The 14,812-nt window shown below is 73.5% G+C and carries 13 protein-coding genes and 2 pseudogenes; 8 read left to right on the top strand and 7 right to left on the bottom strand.

The window, feature by feature from the left end; translation table 11 throughout:
- Window positions 1–14: 14 nt before the first annotated feature.
- A complete protein-coding gene (locus BJF77_RS02085; RefSeq protein WP_187347239.1) occupies window positions 15–644 on the bottom strand; it encodes a sulfite exporter TauE/SafE family protein in 630 nt (209 codons plus the stop codon).
- A gap of 473 nt (window positions 645–1,117) precedes the next feature.
- Here BJF77_RS02085 and BJF77_RS02080 point away from each other — a divergent pair, with 473 nt between their 5' ends.
- The 3 genes from BJF77_RS02080 to BJF77_RS02070 all read left to right on the top strand — a co-directional run bounded on the left by BJF77_RS02080 (window position 1,118) and on the right by BJF77_RS02070 (window position 4,454).
- Window positions 1,118–2,497 (top strand): Nramp family divalent metal transporter, encoded by a 1,380-nt coding sequence (locus BJF77_RS02080; RefSeq protein ID WP_075871133.1) that lies wholly within the window; start codon window positions 1,118–1,120, stop codon window positions 2,495–2,497.
- 83 nt (window positions 2,498–2,580) lie between these two features.
- Entirely contained in the window at window positions 2,581–3,780 is a 1,200-nt protein-coding gene (locus tag BJF77_RS02075) for an exo-alpha-sialidase (RefSeq protein WP_075871132.1), read from the top strand.
- Complete coding sequence (locus tag BJF77_RS02070; RefSeq protein WP_047803279.1) at window positions 3,777–4,454, top strand: SDR family NAD(P)-dependent oxidoreductase; 678 nt, start codon at window positions 3,777–3,779, stop codon at window positions 4,452–4,454. Before BJF77_RS02075 ends, BJF77_RS02070 begins: the two co-directional genes overlap by 4 nt.
- 114 nt (window positions 4,455–4,568) lie before the next feature.
- Here the strand turns inward: BJF77_RS02070 and BJF77_RS02065 are convergent, their stop codons facing one another.
- Window positions 4,569–5,339 carry an HpcH/HpaI aldolase/citrate lyase family protein gene (locus BJF77_RS02065; protein WP_075871131.1) on the bottom strand — a complete coding sequence of 257 codons (771 nt, stop codon included), beginning with the start codon at window positions 5,337–5,339 and terminating at the stop codon, window positions 4,569–4,571.
- Window positions 5,340–5,430: 91 nt separating this feature from the next.
- The gene (locus BJF77_RS02060) at window positions 5,431–6,408 is read right to left on the bottom strand and encodes an aldo/keto reductase (protein WP_075871130.1); all 978 of its coding nucleotides are present in this window, start codon (window positions 6,406–6,408) and stop codon (window positions 5,431–5,433) included.
- Between the two features lie 140 nt (window positions 6,409–6,548).
- Here BJF77_RS02060 and BJF77_RS20960 point away from each other — a divergent pair, with 140 nt between their 5' ends.
- Genes BJF77_RS20960 through BJF77_RS02050 form a run of 3 tightly spaced genes read left to right on the top strand, consistent with a single transcriptional unit; the run spans window position 6,549 to window position 9,609 of the window.
- A complete protein-coding gene (locus BJF77_RS20960; protein WP_222844946.1) occupies window positions 6,549–7,757 on the top strand; it encodes a four-carbon acid sugar kinase family protein in 1,209 nt (402 codons plus the stop codon).
- Window positions 7,754–8,797, top strand: a complete 1,044-nt coding sequence (pdxA, locus tag BJF77_RS20955; RefSeq protein WP_255396088.1) for a 4-hydroxythreonine-4-phosphate dehydrogenase PdxA — start codon at window positions 7,754–7,756, stop codon at window positions 8,795–8,797. Before BJF77_RS20960 ends, pdxA begins: the two co-directional genes overlap by 4 nt.
- Window positions 8,798–8,829: 32 nt before the next feature.
- On the top strand, window positions 8,830–9,609 hold the full coding sequence (locus BJF77_RS02050) for a DeoR/GlpR family DNA-binding transcription regulator (RefSeq protein ID WP_047803284.1): 780 nt from the start codon (window positions 8,830–8,832) through the stop codon (window positions 9,607–9,609).
- A 7-nt stretch (window positions 9,610–9,616) separates the two neighbouring features.
- On the opposite strand, the gene BJF77_RS02045 is transcribed toward BJF77_RS02050, so the two are convergent.
- A complete protein-coding gene (locus BJF77_RS02045; protein WP_075871129.1) occupies window positions 9,617–10,330 on the bottom strand; it encodes a sulfite exporter TauE/SafE family protein in 714 nt (237 codons plus the stop codon).
- Between the two features lie 13 nt (window positions 10,331–10,343).
- A pseudogene (locus BJF77_RS02040) lies at window positions 10,344–11,692 on the bottom strand (MFS transporter).
- A gap of 183 nt (window positions 11,693–11,875) precedes the next feature.
- On the opposite strand from BJF77_RS02040, the gene ppgK reads away from it, so the two are divergent.
- Both ppgK and BJF77_RS02030 read left to right on the top strand, forming a co-directional pair.
- Window positions 11,876–12,733 (top strand): polyphosphate--glucose phosphotransferase, encoded by an 858-nt coding sequence (gene ppgK / locus BJF77_RS02035; protein WP_083664917.1) that lies wholly within the window; start codon window positions 11,876–11,878, stop codon window positions 12,731–12,733.
- Window positions 12,734–12,813: 80 nt separating this feature from the next.
- Window positions 12,814–13,305: a nucleoside deaminase gene (locus BJF77_RS02030; RefSeq protein WP_047803287.1), complete on the top strand. Its 492-nt coding sequence runs from the start codon at window positions 12,814–12,816 to the stop codon at window positions 13,303–13,305.
- Window positions 13,306–13,381: 76 nt separating this feature from the next.
- On the opposite strand, the gene BJF77_RS02025 is transcribed toward BJF77_RS02030, so the two are convergent.
- The gene (locus BJF77_RS02025) at window positions 13,382–14,326 is read right to left on the bottom strand and encodes an energy-coupling factor ABC transporter permease (protein WP_047803288.1); all 945 of its coding nucleotides are present in this window, start codon (window positions 14,324–14,326) and stop codon (window positions 13,382–13,384) included.
- Window positions 14,327–14,596: 270 nt separating this feature from the next.
- Window positions 14,597–14,812, bottom strand: a pseudogene (locus BJF77_RS02020) (hypothetical protein); the annotation flags it as partial.

Genomic DNA, 14,812 nt, shown 5'->3' with positions numbered 1-14,812 from the left:
CCCCGCGGCGCCGCTCAGAGGGCCTGCACGAGGACGAGCACCGCGCCGGCGGTGGAGGCCGCCAGCCCCACCCGGCGCACGAGGGCCTTGTCCAGACGCCCGTTCACGACACCGGAGAGGGCGAAGCCGAGCAGCATGGCCGGGAGCAGCACGGCGGCGAACCGCAGGATCTCCCCGTCGATGGAGCCCACCGCGGTCAGCGCCGTGAGGGACATCAGGGCGCCGACCAGGAAGAAGGCGCTCATGGTGCCGCGCATGCGGGCGGGGGAGGAGCCGTGCCAGACGAGCGCCATGGGCGGGCCGCCGATGGACGTGGCCGTGCCCATCAGCCCGGAGGCGGCCCCGGCGGCGGCGACGGCCGCCGGGCGCGGCCGGGGCTGCCAGCCGCAGACGCTGAGCAGCACGGCCAGCAGGACCGTGCCCGCCAGCGTGAGCGCCAGGGCCTGCGGGGGGAGTGCCGCCACCAGCAGGGCGCCCGCCGCCGTGCCCGGCACGCGTCCGAGCAGTGCCCAGCCCGTGCCCCGGAGGTCCACCGAGGTGCGGTCGCGCAGCACGCCGAGCACGGTGAGCCCCGCCGCGAGCAGCACGATGGAGCCGGGCAGCAGGCTGGGGTCCAGCAGGGCGATCACCGGGGCGGCGAGCATGCCGAGGCCGAAGCCGATCGCGCCTGGAGGCAGGATGCCACGCACACCACGAGAGCCACCAGGCGAGCTCCAAGCCGGTCATCGATCACCTTCCGGTCACAGGGCGTCGGACGCAGTGTGGCGCCGTCGTGCACTCCACTCTGGCAGTGATGCGTGTTTCGCGCAATTGTGCACCCGGTGTACCCGCTCGTTTTCCCGAGTATCGGCCGAGGTGCGCGCAAGTTCGGGCGCGTGTCCTGCGTACTTGCAGGTCTCCAGTGACTCGAGGGGCCGACGGCGCAGCGCTTCGCCGTGGTCCATTTCACCGACATGTGTTGCGCGAATCACGCAGATGTGCCAGCATCCTACTCAGATCGCGCAAACAGGTGACCGGCATCACGTCGACACGGCCTGGTCGCGCACCATCTGAGATCACCCGTACGGCGGCCTCCGGCCGCGCCAGCACGCGGTGTCGTTCCCCAAGGAGGCGGACCATGTCGACGAAAACACCCACTGCTCCGGTCACTGCGCAGCAGCCCTACCCGGAACAGCACGCGCTGCCCCGCGGACTGGGGCTCATCACCTCCATCGGTCCCGGTCTCGTCCTGGCCATGACCTTCCTGGGCACCGGAGACCTCGTCAGCTCCTCGGTCTCCGGCGCCAACTACGGCTACGCGCTGCTCTGGACGCTGGTGCTCTCGCTGATCGCCCGCGCCTTCATCATCTCGTCGATCGCCAAGTACACGCTGATGAACCGGTTCGGGGACACCCAGATCCTCGAGGGCTTCCACCGGATCCTGCCCTGGTTGCCGGGGCTCATGGCCACGGTGGCGCTGATCGCCGGTTTCGTCATCCAGGCGACCTTCCTCAAGGCCTCCGCGATCGGTCTGTACCAGCTGACCGGCGGCACCTGGGGCGGCACCTGGGGCAACTTCGTGTGCGCCCTGGTGGTCATGGCCGTGACCCTGTTCATGGTGACCCGGAAGCGCGCCTTCGTCATCCTCGAGTACTTCGCCCGCATCGCGACGGTCGCCATGATCCTGGCGTTCGTCTACGCCCTGGTGCAGCTGGGGCACATGGACGTCGGCGGCTTCTTCCGCGGCATGGCCTTCGAGATGCCGCCGAACTCGGCGGACAGCGCCTTCGCGCCGATCGTGGTGGCCAGCGCGACCATCGGCACGATCGCCGGCAACATGCCGAACATGCTCTACTCCGGGTTCATGAAGGACAAGGGCTGGGTGGGGCCGCGCTACCGCCGCATCCAGCAGCTGGACCTCATCGCCGGCATGGCCCCGCTGCTCGTGATCAATCTCCTCTTCTGGATCGTGGCCGCCGAGTTCTCCCGCGACAACCCCGGCTTCGTGATCAACACGGAGGCCGACCTGTCCGAGATGATGGGCGTCATCGTGGGCCCCCTCGGCCCGGCGCTGCTGTGGCTGTGCATCCTGCTGGCCGCCATGACCAGCTTTCCGCCGCAGTCCCGCGGCTTCGCGCAGCTGGCCGTCAACGGCATCCACCTGAGCACCCGCAAGGGCAAGAAGTGGCTGGGCCGCGACGAGCAGGACCCGCTGTTCAAGCGCATCCAGATCGGCGGCTTCATCGTCCTGCCGCTGCTGGCCTCCCTCCCCGCCGCGCCGAACCTGATCGCCCTGAACATCGTGGGCACCAGCGTCGCCACCGTGATGAGCCTGCCCTTCATCGTGGTCGGCATCCTGGTGCTGACCAGCAGCAAGAAGTTCATGGCCGACTACGCCGTGAACAAGTGGTGGCAGACCGCGCTGCTGGCGGTCCTGGGGATCATCGCCGTCGTGGTGGGCTTCCAGATCGCGATGAACATCCCGGACATGTTCGCCACGGCCTTCTCGGGCGAGTAACGCTCCTCCCGCCGGACCTCCCGCACGGCGGGTGGTCCGGCGCTCGTTCCACCGGCACCGACCAGAAGAGGACATTCCCTGCCATGAGCACCACGACCGGCACCTACGACACCATCACCACCGACGGGCGGCTGCGCACCGAGGGGGACCTCGCCTACGCCTATCTGCCCGCTCCCACGGTGCAGAGCCACGCGGCCAACCTCATGACGCTGCCCGACGGACGCCTGGGCTGTGTCTGGTTCGGCGGCACCCAGGAGGGCGTGCCGGACATCAGCGTCTGGTTCTCCACGCTCGCCCCAGGAGCCGAGGCGTGGTCCGCGCCGCGGCAGCTCTCCGACGACCCCACCCGCTCCGAGCAGAACCCCATCCTCTTCCCCACCCCCGACGGCGACCTGTGGCTGCTCTACACCGCCCAGCACGCCGGCAACCAGGACACCGCCGAGGTTCGGCGCCGGATCTCCTCCGACAGCGGCGAGACCTGGGGCCCGGTGGAGACGCTGTTCCCGCCGAGCGAGGCCGGCGGGGTCTTCGTCCGCCAGCCCCCGGTGGTGCTCTCCTCCGGCCGGTGGATCATCCCGGTCTTCCGCTGCCTGTCGGTGCCCGGGCGCAAGTGGGTGGGCGACCACGACGACAGCGCCGTGATGATCTCCGACGACCGCGGGGCCACCTGGCGCCAGGTGCTGCTGCCGGGCAGCACCGGGTGCGTGCACATGAACGTGCAGGAGCTCGGCGACGGCACGCTGCTGGCCCTGTTCCGCAGCCGCTGGGCGGACGCGATCTATGCGTCGCGCTCCTGCGACGGCGGGCAGGCCTGGGACGAGCCCACCCCCACGGAGCTGCCGAACAACAACTCCTCCATCCAGTACGTCCGCCTGGCCGACGGCCGGCTGGCGCTGGTCTACAACCACCGCCGGGCCGAGGCGTCGACCGAGCGCCGCCTGTCCCTCTACGACGAGATCGACGACGACGGGCTGGCGCCCGAGCAGGCCGCGGCCGTCGAGCCCGTGCCGGTGGACGGCGAGCGCACCGCCTTCTGGGGCACGCCCCGGGCCCCCATGACCCTGGCGCTCTCGGACGACGACGGACGCAGCTGGCAAGTGCTGCGCGACCTGGACGTGGGGGACGGGTACTGCCTGTCCAACAACTCGCGGGAGGGGCTGAACCGGGAGTTCTCCTACCCGAGCATCCACCAGGGACCCGACGGGGCGCTGCACATCGCCTACACCTACTTCCGGCAGGCCATCAAGTACGTCCGCGTGGACCTCGGCCGGAGCGAGCCGTGACCGCCCCGCACGCCCTGGTCACGGGGTGCAGCTCCGGGATCGGCCGCGCCGTCGCCCAGGCGCTGCTCGACGACGGCTGGCGGGTGACCGGGCTCAGCCGACGCCGCCCGGACCTGGCCGGGGACCTCACCTGGCTGCCCGCGGACCTCTCCCGCACCGAGCAGCTGCGCGCGGTCGTCGAGGGCGTCGACGACCTCACCGCCGTGGTGCACGCCGCGGGGTTCCAGCGCGCCCAGCCGCTGGGACGGCTCGAGGACGGCGCCCTGCGCGAGATGCTCGCCGTCCACGTGGAGGCGGCCGCCACCCTGGTGGACGCGCTGAGCGGGCGGATCGCCGAAGGCGGCCGGGTCGTGCTCGTCGGCAGCCGCACCGCCACCGGGGCCGCCGGCAAGAGCCAGTACGCGGCGACCAAGGCGGCTCTGGTCGGCATGGCCCGCAGCTGGGCGATGGAGCTGGCGCCCCGGCGGATCACCGTCAACGTCGTCGCCCCCGGGCCCACGGACACCCCCATGCTCCACGACCCGGGGCGCGCGGCCGTGCCCCCGGCCGTGCCCCCGCTCGGGGAGCTGGTCGATCCGGCCGACGTCGCGGCTCTGACCGGGTTCCTGCTGGGTCCGCACGGCCGGTCGATCACCGGGCAGGTGCTCACCGTGTGCGGCGGGGCCTCCCTGTAGACCTGGTGCCGGGAACGGCAGGACGCCCCACACCGTGTGGTGTGGGGCGTCCTGCCGTTCCCGGGGCATCCCCACGCCGGCCCCGGGATCCCCGGAGGGCCGCGTGGGGCGCGGTCAGCTGCCGCGGGCCTGGTCCAGGTGCTGCCGGGCGGCCTGCTCGAGGTGGGTCAGGTCCGAGGCGATCGTGACGAAGGTGAAGCCCTGCGCGATGCGCTGCCGGGCGATCTCGCCGTCGGGGGTGTGGATCGCCGGGATCTTGCCGGCCGCGCGGGCCGCGGTGAGCACCCGGTCGATCGCCGCGTCGAAGACCTCCTTGACGTCCGGGTCGTTGGGGAACCTCCCGCCCACGGCCAGGCACAGGTCCGACGGCCCGACATAGACGCCGTCCACGCCCTCCACCGCGCAGATCTCCTCCACGTTCTCCAGCCCCTGCGGCGTCTCGATCATCACGAGCACCAGCACGGCCGCGTCCGACTCCGCCGGGACGGGACCCACGCGCAGCCCCGAGCGCATCGGGCCGTACGAGCGGGACCCCGTCCCCGGATAGCGGGCCGCGCGCACCGCGGCCGCGGCCTGCTCGGCGGTGTCCACCATCGGGACGATCACGCCGCGGGCACCCGCGTCGAGGGCCTGGCCGATGACCGCCGGGTCGTTGGCCTCGACCCGGACGATGCCGGCGGGGCCGTGCCCGGCGTCGATCGCCATGAGGTTGTGCAGGATCCCCGAGTAGCCCATGAGGCCGTGCTGGCCGTCGAGGGCGATGTAGTCGTAGCCGGTCATGGCCAGGCGCTCGTTGGAGATCGGGGAGTCGAGCACCGACCAGTACCCCAGGGTCACCTCCTTGCTCTTGGCCTTGCGGATGACGTCGGTCGCGGGATGGGTCACGTCGGTGCCTGTCTTTCGTCTCGATCGGTTCTCGGTGTCCGGGGCGCTGAGGAGCCGTACGCCGCCGGGGTGTGCGCGGTGTGCGCCGTGCTCAGCGGTTGTAGGCGGGCATCGGGCCGCGCAGGGACGCCCCCACGCGCTCGCAGGCCTCGAGGACGGAGGCGTCGAGCGGGCCCCGGGCCAGCACGTCCAGGTTGGCCGTCAGCTGGTGCGGCTTGGAGCCGCCGAGCAGCACGGAGCCCGTGGCCGGCCGCGAGACGAGCCAGCGCAGTGCGAGCTCGATCAGCGGCATGCCGGCGTCCTCGGCGATCCCGGTCAGCTCTTCGATCGCGGCGAAGAGCTGCTCGTCCCAGTACCTCTCGCGGTACATCTCGGCGAGGCGGGAGTCCTGGAAGCGGCCGTCCTGCGGGGCCGAGTCGAAGCGGTGCCTGCCCGTGAGCAGCCCCCCGCCGAGCGGGTTGTACACCATGGTGTGCAGACCGGTGGTCCGCGCGAACTCGACGTACTCCTCCTCGATCCGCCGTGCCAGGAGGTTGTAGAGCTGCTGGGCGACGACCGGGCGCGGCGCGCCGTTGCGGTCGGCGGCCGCGTTGACCTCGGCGATCTGCCACGCCGCGAAGTTCGAGACCCCGAGGGCGCCGATCCGGCCCTCGTCGACGAGGGCCGCGACGGTCTGCAGGGTCTCGTCCAGGCCGGCCTGCCGGTCGGGCTGGTGCAGGTAGAAGAGGTCCACGCGCTCCGCCCGGAGGCGCCGCAGGCTGCCCTCGAGCGAGCGCCGGAGGCCCTGCTCGGACAGCGGGGAGTGCTCGCCGGCGTCCGGGTGGGGCATGCCCGCCTTGGTCGCGAGCACCACCTGGTCGAGGCGTCCGGCCAGGAGCTCCCCGAGCATCGTCTCCGTGGCCCCTCCGGCGTAGCCGTTGGCGGTGTCCACGGCGTTGATGCCGGCCTCGAGAGCGGTGTCCAGCATGGCGGCGGCGGCCTCGCGGCCGACGGTGTCGCCGAAGGTCATGGTGCCCAGCACCAGCGTGGACATCGGCCGGTCGATGCCGGTGAGGTGGACGGTCTCCATGGTGGTTCTTCTCCCTCGGGTGGGCGGTGCTGCACGACTCGATTGTTGCGTCTTTCACGGTGCCATGGTTGCGCGAAGTGCGCAACTGGTTTAGCGTGAAACGCGCAAAGAGGATTGATCCGACGGACGGAGGGAGTGGCATGCGCGTCCTGGCCCTGGCCGACGACCTGTCCGGCGCCAACGAGGTCGCCGCGGTCCTGGCGGCACTGCCGCAGCACACGGACGGCGACCCGGTCCGCCCCGCGCCGTCCGTGTCCGCCACCGTGCGCGTCTCGCCCCGGCCGGCAGCCTCCGACGACGCCGCGGTCACCGTGGTCAACACCGACAACCGGCGTGGCACGCCCTCCCAGGCCGCGGACCGCCTGCGCGCGGTCCTCGCCGCGGATCCCGCCGGCCCCGGGCGGACGCTGTTCCTGAAGTTCGACTCGTTGCTGCGCGGCCACATCGGGGCGCAGCTGCAGGCTGTTCCGGGCGCCGCCCCGGTGCTGTTCTGCCCGGCCGTTCCCGAACTGGGCCGCACGGTCCGGGACGGGGTGCTGCACGTGGACGGCACGCCCCTGGCCGAGACCGGGCTCTGGGCGGCCGAGCGGCAGGCGCCGGCGCGCACCGTCGCCGCGCAGCTGGCCCCGGCGCCGACCCGTCTCCTGGACCTCGGCACGATCCGGGGCGCCGGACTGGGAAAGGCGCTGGCGCGGGCGGCCGCGGACGGCGCGGTGGCCGTCTGTGACGCAGAGTCCGCCGGGGATCTCGAGCGGATCGCCGCCGCCGGTCTGGCGCAGGGCTTCGTCCTGGCCGGTGCCGCCGGGCTGGCCGCGGCTCTGGGGCGGCAGCTCGGCCTCCGGGAGTCCGGGCCGCTCGGGCCGCACGAGCCGCCGCAGCCGCGCCGGGCCGACGTGCTGATCGTGCTCGGCACCGCCAGTGCGGCCGCGCGTCGGCAGGCCGAGCAGCTCGCCGCCGCCGGTGTGCCCGTCCACCGGCTGCGTCCGGAACAGATCCACGGATTTGCGCTCGAGCACCGGGGCACGGTCGCCGTGACCGTGGACGCCGCCGTGGATCCCACCATCTCGGACGCGCTCACCGCCGCGCTCACCGCGCTGGTGGGGCGTCACCACGCGGACCGGCACCTGGTGCTGAGCGGCGGGGAGACGGCCCAGGCCGTCCTGGCCGCCCTGGACGTCACCGAGCTCGTCCCGCTGCTCCAAGCCCATCCCGGTGCGGTGGTCAGCGTCGCTGCCGACGGCCGCCTCGTCACCACCCGCCCCGGCAGCTACGGGGCGCCCGACAGCCTGCTCCGGATCCTCACCGCCATGCACTTCCTGCAGGACACCACCCGAAAGGTCCCATCATGAGTTCTCCGTCCATCGCCGTCGCCACCGGCCGCCTGCTCGACGACTCCGCCGTGAGCATCCCCTATGTCGCCGTCACCATGGGCGACGGCGCCGGGATCGGCCCCGAGGTCACCGTGGCCGCCGTGCTGGACGAGTCGATCCTCGCCGAGTGCCGCCCGGTGGTGGTCGGCGACGCCTCCCGCCTGCGGGCCGCCGCCGAGACCATCGGCCGGACGATCGAGCTGCGCCGCATCGACGCGGTCGAGGACGCCGTCTTCGACGGCCGCACCGTCAACGTGTTCGACCTCGGGCTGCTGCCCGAGGACCTCCCCTGGGGCGAGCTGTCCCCGGTGGCCGGGGACGCGGCCTACCAGTACATCAAGGTGGCCTCCGAGCTCGCGATGGCCGGGAAGGTGCAGGCCATCTGCACCGCCCCGCTGAACAAGGAGGCGCTGCACGCCGGCGGGCACGTCTACCCCGGGCACACCGAGCTGCTGGCCGCCCTGACGGAGACCGAGGAGGTGTCCATGATGCTCTCCACCCCGAAGCTGCGCGTCATCCACGTCACCACGCACATCGGGCTCATCGACGCCGTGGCGAAGATCGAGCCTGGACTGGTGCAGCGCACCATCGAGCGCGGGCACGAGGCCCTCGTTCGCGCGGGCATCCCGCAGCCGCGGATCGGCGTGGCCGCCATCAACCCGCACGCCGGTGAGAACGGCCTGTTCGGCTACGACGAGGAGGCTCAGAAAATCGCCCCGGGCGTGGAGGCCGCCCGCGCCAACGGGGTGGACGCCGTGGGCCCGCTGCCCGCGGACACCCTGTTCTTCCTGGCCGGTCGCGGCGACTACGACCTGGTGGTGGCCATGTACCACGACCAGGGGCACGGGCCGGTGAAGGTCCTCGGGATCGAGGCCGGCGTGAACATCACCGTCGGGCTGCCGGTGATCCGCACCTCCGTGGACCACGGGACGGCGTTCGACATCGCGGGCAAGAACATCGCGGACTCTCGTAGCATGGTCGAGGCCCTGCACCAGGCCGCCGAGATGGCGACCCGCTGATCGGGCCGTCCCCGAGAACGAGCGGAGCCCCCATGACGATGCCGGCCAAGATCAGGCGGGAGAAGATCTACGACCTGGCAAAGACCAGCGGGCTGGCGTCGGTCGAGGAGCTCTCCGCGCGCTTCGAGGTCACGGCCTCCACCATCCGGCGCGACCTGGCCCTGCTCAACGAGCAGGGCCGGCTCGCCCGGACCTACGGCGGGGCGATGCCGCTGGATCCGCACCCGGAGGCGTCGCTGCGCCAGCGGGTCGGGGAGGCCTACGAGGAGAAGCAGTCCCTCGCCGGGTGGGCCGCGAAGCAGGTACGGGCCGGTGAGCACGTCCTGCTCGACGGCGGTTCCACGGTCGGGGCGCTGGCGCACGAACTGCGCAGCCACCAGGACCTCGACGTCACCACGATCGGGATCAACACGCTGCAGGAGCTCAACGGCTGCCCCGGCATCCGGCTCTCCTGTCTGGGCGGGCAGCTCCGGGAGACCAGTCAGAGCTTCTACGGCCCGCTCACCGAGCTCGGCCTGGCCCGCATGACGTTCGACCGTGTCTTCCTCGGGGCCGACGCCGTCACGGCCGAGAACGGGATCTGCGAAGCGGACCACATGCAGACGCGGCTCAAGGAGCTCATGGCCGCCCGCAGCACCCACGTCTACGTGCTGGCCCACTCCGCGAAGATCGGCGCCCGCCCCTTCCACGCGTGGGCGGACCTGCCGCTGCCCTGGACGCTCGTGACGAACGCGGACGCCCCGGCTGACCAGGTGCAGCGGATGCGCGAGCGCGGGATCGCCGTGGAGCTCCTCGCCCCCGCCCGGGCCTGAGCGCCCGTCAGAGGGCCTGCACCAGGACGAGCACCGCGCCGGCGGTGGAGGCCGCCAGCCCCACCCGGCGCACGAGGACCTTGTCCAGGCGCCCGTTCACCACGCCCGAGGTGACGAAGCCGAGCAGCATGGCCGGGAGCAGCGCGGCGGCGAACAGCAGGACCTCCCGGTCGATGGAACCCACCGCCGTCAGCGCCGTGAGGGACACCAGGGCGCCGACCAGGAAGAAGGCGCTCATGGTGCCGCGGACCCGGGCCGGGGAGAAGCCGTGCCAGACCAGGGCCATGGGCGGGCCGCCGATGGCGGTGGCCGTGCCCATGAGTCCGGAGGCGGCCCCCGCGGCGGCGACCGCCGCCGGGCGCGGCCGGGGCTGCCAGCCGCAGATGCTGAGCAGCACGGCCAGCAGGACCGTGCCCGCCACCGCGAGGGCCAGGGCCTGCGGGGGCAGCGCCGCCACCAGCAGGGCCCCCGCCACCGTGCCCGGCACCATCCCGAGCAGCGCCCACCCGGTGCCGCGGAAGTCCACGGCGGTGCGGTCCCGCAGCACGCCGAAGACGGTGAGCCCCGCCGCGAGCAGCACGATGGAGCCGGGCAGCAGGCTGGGGTCCAGCAGGCTGATCACCGGGGCGGCGAGCATGCCGAGGCCGAACCCGATCGTGCCCTGGAGGCAGGACGCCAGGAACACCACGAAGGCGGCGAGGACGAGCTCCGGCCCGGTCACCGCTCGACCCCGATCACCGGACGGAGGCGCCGAGCACGTCGTCGGCCGGGGCGCCCGGTCGCCCGGCGCCCGGGGACCGCGGGATCAGCGCCACGGCCCCGGCGGCCACCAGGGCCACGGCGGCGAAGACGACGAAGTTCCACTGGAACGGCAGCGCCATCGCGCCGATCCAGCCGCCGATGAGCGGGCCGGATATCGCCCCGATCCGGGCGAAGGACAGCGCCCAGCCGGTGGCGGTGGCCCGGGCGTAGGAGGGGTAGTAGTCGGCCACCCAGCCGGTGAGCACCAGCGAGGTGGAGATGGAGCCGATCCCGGCGAGGGCGACGAAGACGTAGTTGACCCAGATGCTGTTGGGGAACATCAGCAGCAGGATCCCCGCCCCGCCCAGCAGGTAGAAGGTCATCAGGATCAGCTTCTTGCCGTAGGCGTCGGCGGCGCGGCCCAGGGCGATGCCGCCGGCGGCGGAGGCGAGGCTGAAGACCACCAGGAACATCAGGCCGGGCCCAGGGCGTAGCCGGCCGAGCGCATGATCGAGGGCAGCCAGGTGTTGAGCCCGTAGACCAGGACCATGCCGCAGAACAGCGAGATCCAGAAGAAGACGGTGGGCCGCAGCCAGTCGCGCGAGAACATCGCCGCGAGGGACTGCCGCCACCCCGCGGACCGCGGCGCCTCGGCCGGGGCCCAGTCACCGGGCACGAACGGCTCGACGCCCAGCCGGGCGGCCACCCGGGTGGCGTCCTCCGCACGGCCCTTGCCCACCAGGTACTCGAGGGACTCGGGCACGAGCCGGGCCAGCACCGGCAGCAGGAGCACCGGCAGGAACCCGGCGCCCACCACCCACCGCCAGCCCAGCGTGGGCAGCAGCAGCAGCGCCACCAGCGCCGCGACCAGGATGCCCAGGGAGTAGCCGGAGTACATCAGCCCGTAGTTGAAGGAGCGCCGGCGCGGGGCGGAGTACTCGATGGTCAGGGCCGCGGCCACCGGGATGATCCCGCCCATGCCCAGCCCGCCGAGCAGCCGGAAGAGACCGAACAGCTCCGGGGTCGGGGCGAGGGCGGCGCCCAGCTGCATCGTGGTGAAGATCGCGACCGAGGCCAGCAGCATCCTCCGGCGTCCCACCCGGTCGGACAGCGTCCCGATGACCATCGCGCCGATGAGCATGCCGATCAGGGCATACGAGCCCAGGCCGCCGAGCTCCAGCGGGGTGAGGTCCCAGGCGCGGTACTCCGCCAGGGCGGGCAGCACGGCGCCGAGCACGCCGACGTCGTAGCCCTCCGCCAGGATGGCCAGCCAGCAGGCGAGCAGCACGCGGCGGGTGGTGCGCTGCGGCACGGGCCAGGGGACGGGGGCGGATGCGGTCATGCGGGAGGCCCTTCGGCGAGGAGGCGCACCGGCCCGGCGGCTGCGGGACGGGGCCGGTGGTCCGGACCACTCGATTCTAGGGAACGATCTCCGCGGGACCGTTGTTGTCATGACGCAGTTGTATTCTCGTTCAAGCGTCGCGCCATCGCGGGCGCTGCACCGACCCCTGACCAGGACCGTGACATGACCTCCACCTCGTCGTCCGCACGGACGATCTCCGCCCTCCCGCCCGTCGAGGGCACGCCCGTCGACGCCGCGGGCGGTGGCGACGTCCGCCGCATCGGGGTGGACATCGGCGGCACAGCCATCAAGTACGCGCTCGTGGACCCGGTGCGCGGCGTGGTCGTCGGGCCGCTGCGGCGGATCCTCACGCCGTCCCCGGCCACGCCGGACGCCGTGGTCTCCGCCCTGCGGGCGGCGCTGGCGGAGCTGAGCGCCGGGTCCGAGGCCGTGGACCCGCGCAGTCCCGTGGGCGTGGGCGTGCCGGGCATCATCGACCGCGGCATCACCCGCTCCGCCGTGCACCTGGACGACTCCTGGCTCGGCCGGCACGCCGGCCAGCTGCTCAGCGCCGGGCTGGGCCGCGACGTCGCCGTGCTCAACGACGCCGACGCCGCCGGGCTGGCCGAGGCTCGCTTCGGGGCCGCCCGGGGGGTGGGCGGCACCGTCCTGATGATCACGCTGGGCACCGGCATCGGCTCGGCGCTGTTCCACGACGGGCAGCTGCTGCCCAACACCGAGCTGGGCCACGTGGACCTGGGCGGCCGGGACGTCGACGGCTGGGCCGGCGCCTCCGCCCGCGTGGCGGAGGGCCTCGACTGGCCGACGTACACGGACCGGCTCCAGCGCTACCTCGCCCACCTGGAGACCCTCGTCTCCCCGGACCTGATCGTGCTGGGCGGGGGCATCAGCGAGCGGCACCAGCATTTCCTGCCGCAGCTGCGGCTGCGCGCCCGCATCGTGCCCGCGCAGCTGCGCAACGCGGCCGGCATCATCGGCACCGCCCGCCAGGCGCACCTCGGCCGCTTCGTGATGCAGTAGCTCCCGGCGGGCCTGTCGCCGTCCGCGCGGCGCCGCTACGGTGAGCGGACGACGACGCCGACCCGCAGGAGGCTGGACCCATGACCGAGAACCCGCTCACCGACGCCGAGACGGCTCTGCTGCGCCGCTCCGTGGAGCTCGCCGCCGCGGCGCGGGAGGCCGGCAACCACCCGTTCGGGGCCCTGGTCGCCGACGAGTACGGCGAGATCGTGGCGGAGGCGTGGAACAACGCGCTGCCCCCGGACGGGGACCCGACCCAGCACGCCGAGCTGCGCGCCGTCGCCGCCGCGGTCCGGGCGATCGGGCCCGAGCAGATGCGCCGGGCCACGCTGTTCACCAGTGCGGAGCCCTGCGCCATGTGCACCGGCGCCGCGTACTGGACGGGGGTGGGCCGCATCGTCTACGGCCTCGCGGAGTCCTCGCTGCTGGCGCTCACCGGCGCGCACGAGCAGAACCCCACCCTGGACCTGCCCTGCCGGGAGGTGCTGCGCCACGGTCAGCGGGAGATCGCCGTGCTCGGCCCGCTGCTCGAGGACGAGGCCGCCCGGGTGCACGACGGGTACTGGGTCTGACCCGGGACCGCTCCGGGCCGTCCGGTCCGCCTCGCCGTCCGCGGCCCGGGCGGCGAGGCGGACGCATTCCGGTGGGTCAGTGCCGCACCGCGGCGGGACGCCCGGCGGTGAGCGCGCCCAGCGCGCCGGCGGCCAGCAGACCCGTCAGCACCAGCCCGACCACCCCGGCCAGTGCCACCGGGACGCCGGCGGTCTCCCCGTAGCCGGCGAGGACCGCGCCGGCGAGGGCGTGCGGCGCCGCGGCCTCCGCGAACGAGTAGGCCAGGGCCACCGACTCCAGTCCGTCCGGAGCGGAGGAGGCCACCGCGGAGAGCGCGGCCGCGCACAGCAGGCCGGCACCGGTCACGCCCAGTGCCCCGCGGCGGGCGCGGGCCGGGGCGAGCGGGCGGGTGTCGACGGCGGCCAGCCCCGGGGCCACGGCCAGGACCAGGGACAGGACGGCCACGGTGATCACGGCCTCCCCGACCCCGATCAGGGCGTGCACCCCCAGCATGGAGGCGGCCAGTCCGCCGGCGTCCACCGGTACGGTGCCGCCCACGGCGTACAGGCCGGAGAAGACCAGGGCGGCCGCCGGCACGGACAGCACGGCACCGAGCCCTGCCGCCGTGCGCGGCGCGGACCGGCCGAGCGGACGGGTCAGGAGCCTGCCCACGGCCCAGGCCACGGCCACCCCGACGACGGCCATCAGCGTCACGTTGGTGCCCAGGGCGGTGAGCCCGCCGTCGGCGAAGACGAGTGCCTGCACGGCCAGCACCACGGTCACCGAGAGCACGCCGAGCCACGGGCCCAGCAGCGCCGCGGCCAGGGCGGCGCCCAGGAAGTGACCGCTGGTGCCCGGCAGCACGGAGTAGTTGACCATCTGGGCGGCGAAGACGAAGCCCGTCACGGCCGCGGCGAAGCCCAGTCGGTGGACGGACGCCTGCTGCCTCACCTGCCAGGCGGCCACGGACACCCCGGTCAGCGCCACGGCGGCCGTGGTCGTGCTGACTGCCGGGTCGAGGAAATGGTCCGGAACGTGCATCGGGGAACCGCCCTTCGGGATCGCACTGGACCGGTCTCGGGTGAGACCGGCGCGATCCCGATGGTGCCAAGCCCGTGTTTCGCCGGGATGACGGACGGCGTCGGCAGGTGACGATGACGGACGACGACGGGCAGTGCCGCCGGACGGCGCCGGTGGGCGGCCCGGGTCGTGGGACGGTCCGGGCGGCCGGCGGACCAGCGGATCGGGCCGACCGGCCACGGTGTCTCGGGGGACGTCGGGCGGGTTGCCGGGAACCCGGGTCAGGGCCCGTCAGGCGGGGCGCGGGGGCTCCTCGGGCCGGCAGGAGTCGTCGCCCACGTCGTCGGCGGCGTCGACGGCTGCGGCCATGGCGTGCAGGAAGGCGGTGACGGTGGCGGCCTGGTCCGGATCCAGGGCCCGGGCGGCGGCCAGCATGCGTTCGTGCATCCGGCCCAGGGTGGTGCGCACCTCGCAGTCGGCCTCGGCGGTGGCCACGATCACCAGGGC

Origin of the sequence: Kocuria sp. CNJ-770, from assembly GCF_001942375.1 — a bacterium.
Taxonomy (GTDB): domain Bacteria; phylum Actinomycetota; class Actinomycetes; order Actinomycetales; family Micrococcaceae; genus Kocuria; species Kocuria oceani.
This window is presented reverse-complemented; position numbering and strand designations above follow the sequence as displayed.